Annotated in this window: 1 protein-coding gene; it reads left to right on the top strand. The window is 68.5% G+C overall.

Translation table 11 applies throughout. The features are described 5' to 3' along the window. On the top strand, positions 1-1,136 hold a 1,136-nt coding region (locus ACGFNP_RS61065; RefSeq protein WP_393334404.1), incomplete at both ends, for a condensation domain-containing protein.

Raw genomic sequence — 1,136 nt, 5'->3', positions numbered from 1 at the left:
TGTGGCAGCGTTCCTGGCTGACCGGCGAGACTTTGGAGGGGCAGCTCGGCTACTGGCGGCGCCGGCTGGCCCGGCCTTCGGTGCTGGACCTGCCTACCGACCGGGCCCGGCCCGCGGTGCGCGATACCGGCGGGGCGGCCATCGACTTCCGCGTCGACCCCGACATCGGCCACCGGTTGCAGGAGCTGTCGCGCCGCAGCGGCGCGACGATGTTCATGACGCTGCTGGCCGCCTATACCGTCCTGCTCGGTAAATACACCCGCCAGGATGATCTGCTGGTCGGCACGCCGGTGGCCAACCGCAACCAGGCCGAGACCGAAGACCTGATCGGCTTCTTCGTCAACACCCTGGTCCTGCGCGCCGACCTATCCGGCGATCCGACCTTCACCGACCTGCTGCACCAGGTCCGCGCCACCGCGCTGGAGGCCTACGGTCACCAGGATCTGCCGTTCGAGCAGCTCGTCGACGAGCTCGGTATCGAGCGTGACCGCTCCCGCACGCCGTTGTTCCAGACGCTGTTCAGTCACTTCATCAGCGACGACGCTGATCCCGACGCACGCTCTGGCGCCGGCGCCACCACTGACGCCGGATCCGGCTTCGGCGGTGAGCCTGGTTCTGGTGAGGGTGGCGGGCCGCGTTCGATGCCGGTCAAATATGACCTCATCGTGACCATGGCCAGTAGCCCTGACGGTGGTCTGAACGGATCGGTGCAGTACAGCACCGCCCTGTTCGATCAGGACAGGATCGAACGGCTGATCGCTCACCTGCACGGCGTGCTGGATGCGATCACCGCAGATCCGGATCGGCCGCTGTCGGCGCTGCCCATCCTCACCCCGGCCGAACAGCGGCAGCTCACCAGCAACGCTGTGCCCGCCCGCATCGCCGTTCCCGCAGCGGGTGGTATCCACGAGCTCATCGCCGCTCAGGCCCGGACCCGTCCCGCTCAGACCGCGGTGCTGTGTGAGGGCAACCGGCTCAGCTACCGGGAACTGGACGAGCGCGCCAACCGGCTGGCCCACCACCTCCTCGCTCTGGGCGCCGGCCCGGACAGCATCGTCGGCTTGCATGTGGGGCGCACCCCGCAGTTGATCATCGCGATCCTCGCGGTATGGAAAGCCGGCGCCGCCTACCTGCCC

The organism is Nonomuraea sp. NPDC049269 (assembly GCF_043197155.1).
In the GTDB taxonomy this organism is placed as follows: domain Bacteria; phylum Actinomycetota; class Actinomycetes; order Streptosporangiales; family Streptosporangiaceae; genus Nonomuraea.
This window is presented reverse-complemented; position numbering and strand designations above follow the sequence as displayed.